Origin of the sequence: Arenimonas sp., assembly GCF_035312645.1 — a bacterium.
Lineage (GTDB): Bacteria > Pseudomonadota > Gammaproteobacteria > Xanthomonadales > Xanthomonadaceae > Arenimonas.
Map to the genome: position 1 here is coordinate 1 of NZ_DATGBO010000078.1, position 5,458 is coordinate 5,458.

The 5,458-nt window shown below is 63.6% G+C and carries 5 protein-coding genes and 1 pseudogene; 2 read left to right on the forward strand and 4 right to left on the reverse strand.

What is annotated here, in order from left to right; translation table 11 throughout:
* The 4 genes and pseudogenes from VKM35_RS07460 to ffh form a co-directional block, all read right to left on the reverse strand.
* Nucleotides 1-115, reverse strand: a pseudogene (locus VKM35_RS07460) (tRNA (guanosine(37)-N1)-methyltransferase TrmD); the annotation flags it as partial.
* A complete protein-coding gene (gene rimM, locus VKM35_RS07465) occupies nucleotides 115-621 on the reverse strand; it encodes a ribosome maturation factor RimM (RefSeq protein WP_324319969.1) in 507 nt (168 codons plus the stop codon). The gene rimM and the pseudogene VKM35_RS07460, both read right to left, overlap by 1 nt.
* Nucleotides 622-658: 37 nt before the next feature.
* A complete protein-coding gene (gene rpsP / locus VKM35_RS07470) occupies nucleotides 659-913 on the reverse strand; it encodes a 30S ribosomal protein S16 (RefSeq protein ID WP_324319963.1) in 255 nt (84 codons plus the stop codon).
* Nucleotides 914-1,330: 417 nt separating this feature from the next.
* Entirely contained in the window at nucleotides 1,331-2,707 is a 1,377-nt protein-coding gene (ffh, locus tag VKM35_RS07475; RefSeq protein ID WP_324319965.1) for a signal recognition particle protein, read from the reverse strand.
* Nucleotides 2,708-2,839: 132 nt separating this feature from the next.
* Between ffh and VKM35_RS07480 the strand changes: the two genes are divergently transcribed.
* Nucleotides 2,840-3,625 (forward strand): cytochrome C assembly family protein, encoded by a 786-nt coding sequence (locus VKM35_RS07480; protein WP_324319971.1) that lies wholly within the window; start codon nucleotides 2,840-2,842, stop codon nucleotides 3,623-3,625.
* 150 nt (nucleotides 3,626-3,775) lie between these two features.
* On the forward strand, nucleotides 3,776-5,458 hold a 1,683-nt coding region (locus tag VKM35_RS07485), incomplete at its 3' end, for an SPFH domain-containing protein (RefSeq protein WP_324319967.1).

Consider the following 5,458-nt stretch of genomic DNA (forward strand, 5'->3'; position numbering starts at 1 on the left):
GCGGATTCCACGCATCCACCGTGAGCAATCCACGTTCGACGGCGCGCCCGACCACGCCGACCTGCACGCTCTGCCGGATGAAATCGGGGAACAGGCTGACGACGTCGACACGCATCAGAAATCGGGATCCCAGTCGACGACAATCCGGCCCACATCGAAATCGACGGAAACGATGAATTGCTCGTTGACGTAAGGGATCAGGCGTTCGCGATCACCACTCACGACCATCACGTCATTGGCGCCGGTGTTGAACAGATACGAGACCTTGCCCAGCTCGACGCCTTCGACGGTACTCACCGCCAGACCTTCGAGATCGACCCAGTAATGTTCGCCCGGCTTGGGCTTGGGTAGGCGGCTGCGCGCCACCCATATTTCCGCGCCGACCAGGGCTTCCGCGACGTCGCGGTCGGCACAGTCGGGAAACGTCACGACCAGGCCCTTGTTGGTTTCGCGGCCGCGTACGGGCGGCAGCTCGCGCTCATTGCCGTTGTGCACCAGCAACCAGGGCTGGTACTTGAGCGCGGTCGCCACCGGATCGGTGAACGACTGGAATTTCAGTTCGCCACGAACGCCAAAAGCGCCGAGGACCCTGCCCAGCAGGATTCGGCGCTCTTGGTTCATCGGCATGGCCCTCGCGTCAGTGTCGCGAGGCGATGGCTCAGGCCGAAGCCTGGCCAGCGGTTTCCTTGAGCAGCATGCGGACCTTGTCGGTCAGCTGCGCGCCCTGGGCAACCCAGTGGTTCACGCGCTCGGTATTGAGCTCGACGCGCTTTTCGTTGCCCTGGGCAACCGGGTTGTAGAAACCCAGGCGCTCAAGCGAACGGCCGTCACGCTTGTTGCGATGATCGGTGGCGACGATGTGGTAGAAGGGGCGCTTCTTGGCGCCGCCACGGGTCAGGCGAATCTTGACCATTTCGGTTTGCTCTGTAGTTCTGGGTGGATGCCGGTGCCAGAAGCCCCCGGGGAGCCGGCGATTATAGCCGCTTCAATGAGTTAGGGGAACCCTGCAGATCCCCCAACCGCAGGGGCGGGCATGACCGCAATTTTTCCAGGACGCAGCGGCGCCCTATCGAAGCCCCGGCCCAGAAATCCCAGTTGAAACCCCCTGCCTTGGCGAAAAAATCGCCATCGCTGCCGGGAAATTGCCGATATCGGCACATTTCCCGCCGGCACAGGCGCTTTTCGCCCGACTTTTGCTGCTTTCAGCACAGCCTGATCCCGCAAAAGCGCTGCGATTGTCGCTTTTCGCGGCCACCTTGCCGCTCAAAACCGCATTCGCCAAGGCGCGGGATATCTCCCATCCGTCCCCAGCATGGCGAAACCCGGAGCGTTAGCGCCGAAACCCACCCGGAAAACCACCGCCACCGCCCATCAAGCCCTTCATGCCGCGCATCATGCCCTTCATGCCGCCGGCAGAGAGTTTGCTCATCATCTTTTCCATCTGCTGGAATTGTTTGAGCAGCTTGTTGACGTCAGCCGGCGTGGTGCCCGAGCCCTTGGCGATGCGGGCGCGGCGCGAGCCGTTGAGCAGGCCGGGATTGCGCCGCTCTTTCTTCGTCATCGAGTTGATGATCGCGACCATGCGCGGCACTTCCTTTCCGGTGACCTGGCTCTTCACCGAATCCGGGATCTGGCCCATGCCTGGCAGCTTGTCCATCAGCGCCGAGATGCCGCCCATGTTCTGCATCTGTTCCATCTGGTCGCGCATGTCGTTGAGGTCGAACTTCTTGCCCTTGGCGACCTTCTCGGCGAATTTCGCCGCCTTGTCCTGATCGACCTGCGACTGCACCTGCTCGACCAGCGACAGCACATCGCCCATGTCGAGGATGCGGCTCGCGGCGCGGTCGGGATGGAAAATATCCAGGCCATCGGGTTTTTCGCCAACGCCGATGAACTTGATCGGCTGGCCGGTGATGTAGCGCACCGACAACGCCGCGCCGCCGCGGGCATCGCCATCGGTCTTGGTCAGCACCACGCCGGTCAGCGGCAACGCTTCGCTGAAAGCCTTGGCGGTATTGGCGGCGTCCTGGCCGGTCATCGCATCGACGACGAACAGCGTTTCCACCGGTTTGATCGCGGCATGCAGCGCCTTGATCTCGGCCATCATCGCTTCATCGATCGCGAGGCGTCCGGCGGTGTCGACCAGCAGCACATCGACGAAACTCTTTTTCGCATCGTCGATCGCCGCGCGCACGATCGCCACCGGATCCTGGCCGACGGCACTGGCGAAGAACAACACGTCGACCTGTTTCGCCAACGTCTCCAACTGCTGGATCGCCGCCGGACGGTAGACGTCGCAGCTCACCACCATCACTTTCTTCTTGCGCTTTTCCTTGAGGTGCTTGGCGAGCTTGCCGACCGTCGTGGTCTTGCCCGCGCCCTGCAGGCCAGCCATCAGGATGATCGCCGGCGCCGGCACGTTGAGGTTCAGATCGCTGGCCTGCGATCCCATCACCGCCGCCATTTCGTCGTGCACGATCTTGATCAGGGTCTGGCCCGGCGTCAGGCTGGTCAGCACTTCCTGGCCGACCGCACGGCCCTTGATGCGCTCGATCAGCGCGACCACCACCGGCAACGCGACATCGGCCTCAAGCAGCGCAATGCGTACTTCGCGCAGGCTTTCGCGGATGTTTTCCTCGCTCAGACGGCCGCGGCCGCGCAGGCGTTGCAGGGTGCCGGAAAGACGCTGGGTCAGCGACTCGAACATGGGAGTCTGGTGCCTTGTTTCGGGGGCGCGAAGTATACCGCGCCGGCCCGCGCAGCCCGACCGGTCGAGGCGCCCTCGTCGAGACCGGTTCGCGCCTTCCGGACGGTATGCCAAACTCTCGCCATGCTTGAATTGCTGATCCCCCTGCTCGCCGCCCTCGCCTATCTCGCCGCCGCGGCCCTGCTGGTGTTCCGCCTGCGCCAGGACGAAACCCAGCCGCTGCGACTGTTCTGGCTGGTGCTGCCGGCCTTGGCCCTGCATGCCACCACCCATGGGATCGGCTGGCATCGCCTGCATGGGCCGGATCTGCATTTCTTCGCGGCGCTGTCGCTGGTCGGTCTGGGCATGGCGGCGATGAGCACGATCGCCGCCGGCACACAGCGGCTCGAAGCGCTGCGCGTGCTGGTGTATCCGCTCGCGGCATTCTTCCTGCTGCTCTATCACTTCGCCGGCCACGGCATCGCCAATTCACTCGACTGGCGCCTGCAGACGCACGCCCTGCTCGCCCTGCTCGCCTACGCCGCGCTTGCTGTCGCTGCCCTGCTGGCGTTGATGCTGTGGTTCCAGGAGCGCGCGCTGCGGCAACGACAACTGCACGGCTGGCTGCGCGCGCTGCCGCCACTCACGCAACTCGAATCGCTGTTGTTCCGCTCGCTTGCCGCGAGCTTCGTGCTGCTCACGCTCGCCCTCGTGACAGGCGTGCTGTTCGTCGAAAACCTGCTCGCGCAGCACCTCGTGCACAAGACCGTGCTCTCGCTACTGAGCTGGGTCGTGCTCGCGACATTGCTGTTCGGCCGCTGGCGCTACGGTTGGCGCGGCCCACGCGCGGTCAAGCTCACGCTCACCGCGATGGCCTTGCTGGCGCTGGCTTTCTTCGGCAGCAAGTTCGTGCTGGAGATGATCCTGCATCGTGCGTAGTCCGCAGGAGCGCTCATGAGCACGACCGCTCCAAGTCGCGCGCAGCGATGCAAATCGCAGCCATGGCCGCTCCTGCAAAAACTTTTTTGATCTTCAATATTCACCGCAACACCCCACACAACACCGGAGCGCAGCATCGTGGATGAAGTCATGAATCACCTGGGCCTGATCGGCGGCATCGCCATCGTCCTTATCGCCCTGCTGTTCTGGAAAGCGTTTCTCTGGTTGTTCGGCATCATCATCGTGCCCGACGACAGCCTCGGCACGGTCACCAAGAAATTCGTGATCTTCGGCGCGCATAGCAAGCTGCCCGACGGCCAGATCGTCGCGCTTGAAGGCGAGGCCGGTTATCAGGCCGACACCTTGTCGCCGGGCCTGCATGTCGGCCTGTGGCCCTGGCAGTACACGATCGAGCTGATCAAGTTCACCATGATTCCGCAGGGCCAGATCGGCGTCGTGCAGGCCTGCGACGGCAAGCCGCTGCCGCGCGGCCGCGTCATCGCCGCCGACATCGACTGCAATTATTTCCAGGACGCGCGCGCCTTCCTCACCAGCGGCGGCGAGCGCGGCCCGCAGATGAAAGTGATTCCGCCGGGCACCTATCGCATCAATCCCTTGTTGTTCACCGTCGAGCTCGCGCCCGCGACGGAAATTCCGCAGGGCAAGCTCGGCGTCGTCGAAGCGCACGACGGCAATCCGCTGCCAGTCGGTCGCGTCATCGCCAAGGGCATCGAATGCGATTCCTATCAGGACGCGAAAGCCTTCTTCGCTGGCGGCGGCGAACGCGGCCCGCAGGTGAAGATCATTCCGCCAGGCAACTACCGCATCAATCCGATCCTGTTCGACGTGCGCCTCGATGACGTCGTCGACATCCCGGAAAACAAGATCGGTGTCGTCACCGCGAAGGAAGGCACGCCGCTGCCGACCGGCGAGATCGCCGGTGGCGAGATCGAAGGCCACAACATGTTCCAGGATCCGGACAAGTTCATCGCCAACGGCGGCAACAAGGGCTTGCAGGAACAGGTACTGCTCGCCGGCCGTTACTTCCTCAACCCGCGCTTCGTCACCGTCGAGATCGTCGAGATGTCGACCGTGCCGATCGCCAACGTCGGCGTCGTCATCGCCTACATCGGACGCGAAGGCAAGGATGTCACCGGCGATTCCTTCAAGCACGGCAACCTGGTGTCGCGCGGCGAAAAAGGCGTGTGGGTGGATCCGCTCGACCCCGGCAAATATCCGATCAATCCGAACACGCACAAGGTAGTCAACGTGCCCACCGCGAACGTCGTGCTGAACTGGGCGACCGGCAAGACCGAGGCGCATCGCCTCGACGCCAACCTGTCGACGATCACCGTGCGCTCGGCCGACGGTTTCAAGTTCAATCTCGACGTCTCGCAGATCATCCACATCCCGCGCAACGACGCGCCGAAAGTGATCGCGCGTTTCGGCGACATGAGCGCCTTGGTCACGCAGGTGCTCGAGCCGACCATCGGCAACTACTTCCGCAACGCCGCGCAAGGCAGCGACATCATCGATTTCCTGAAGAACCGTTCCGACCGCCAGAACGAGGCGCGCGAGGCGATCTCGTCGGTGCTGAGCGAGTACAACGTCGGCGCGGTCGACACGCTGATCGGCGACATCGTGCCGCCCGAGGAACTGATGCGCACGCTCACCGACCGCAAGATCGCTGAGCAGGAAAAGGTGACCTTCGAGACGCAATGCCTGGCCCAGGGCGTGCGCCAGGAACTGCAACAGGCGACCGCGCTGGCCGACACGCAGGCCCGCGTGGTCGATGCCGAGCGCAAGGTGCAGATCGCCGGCTTCGAGGCCAGC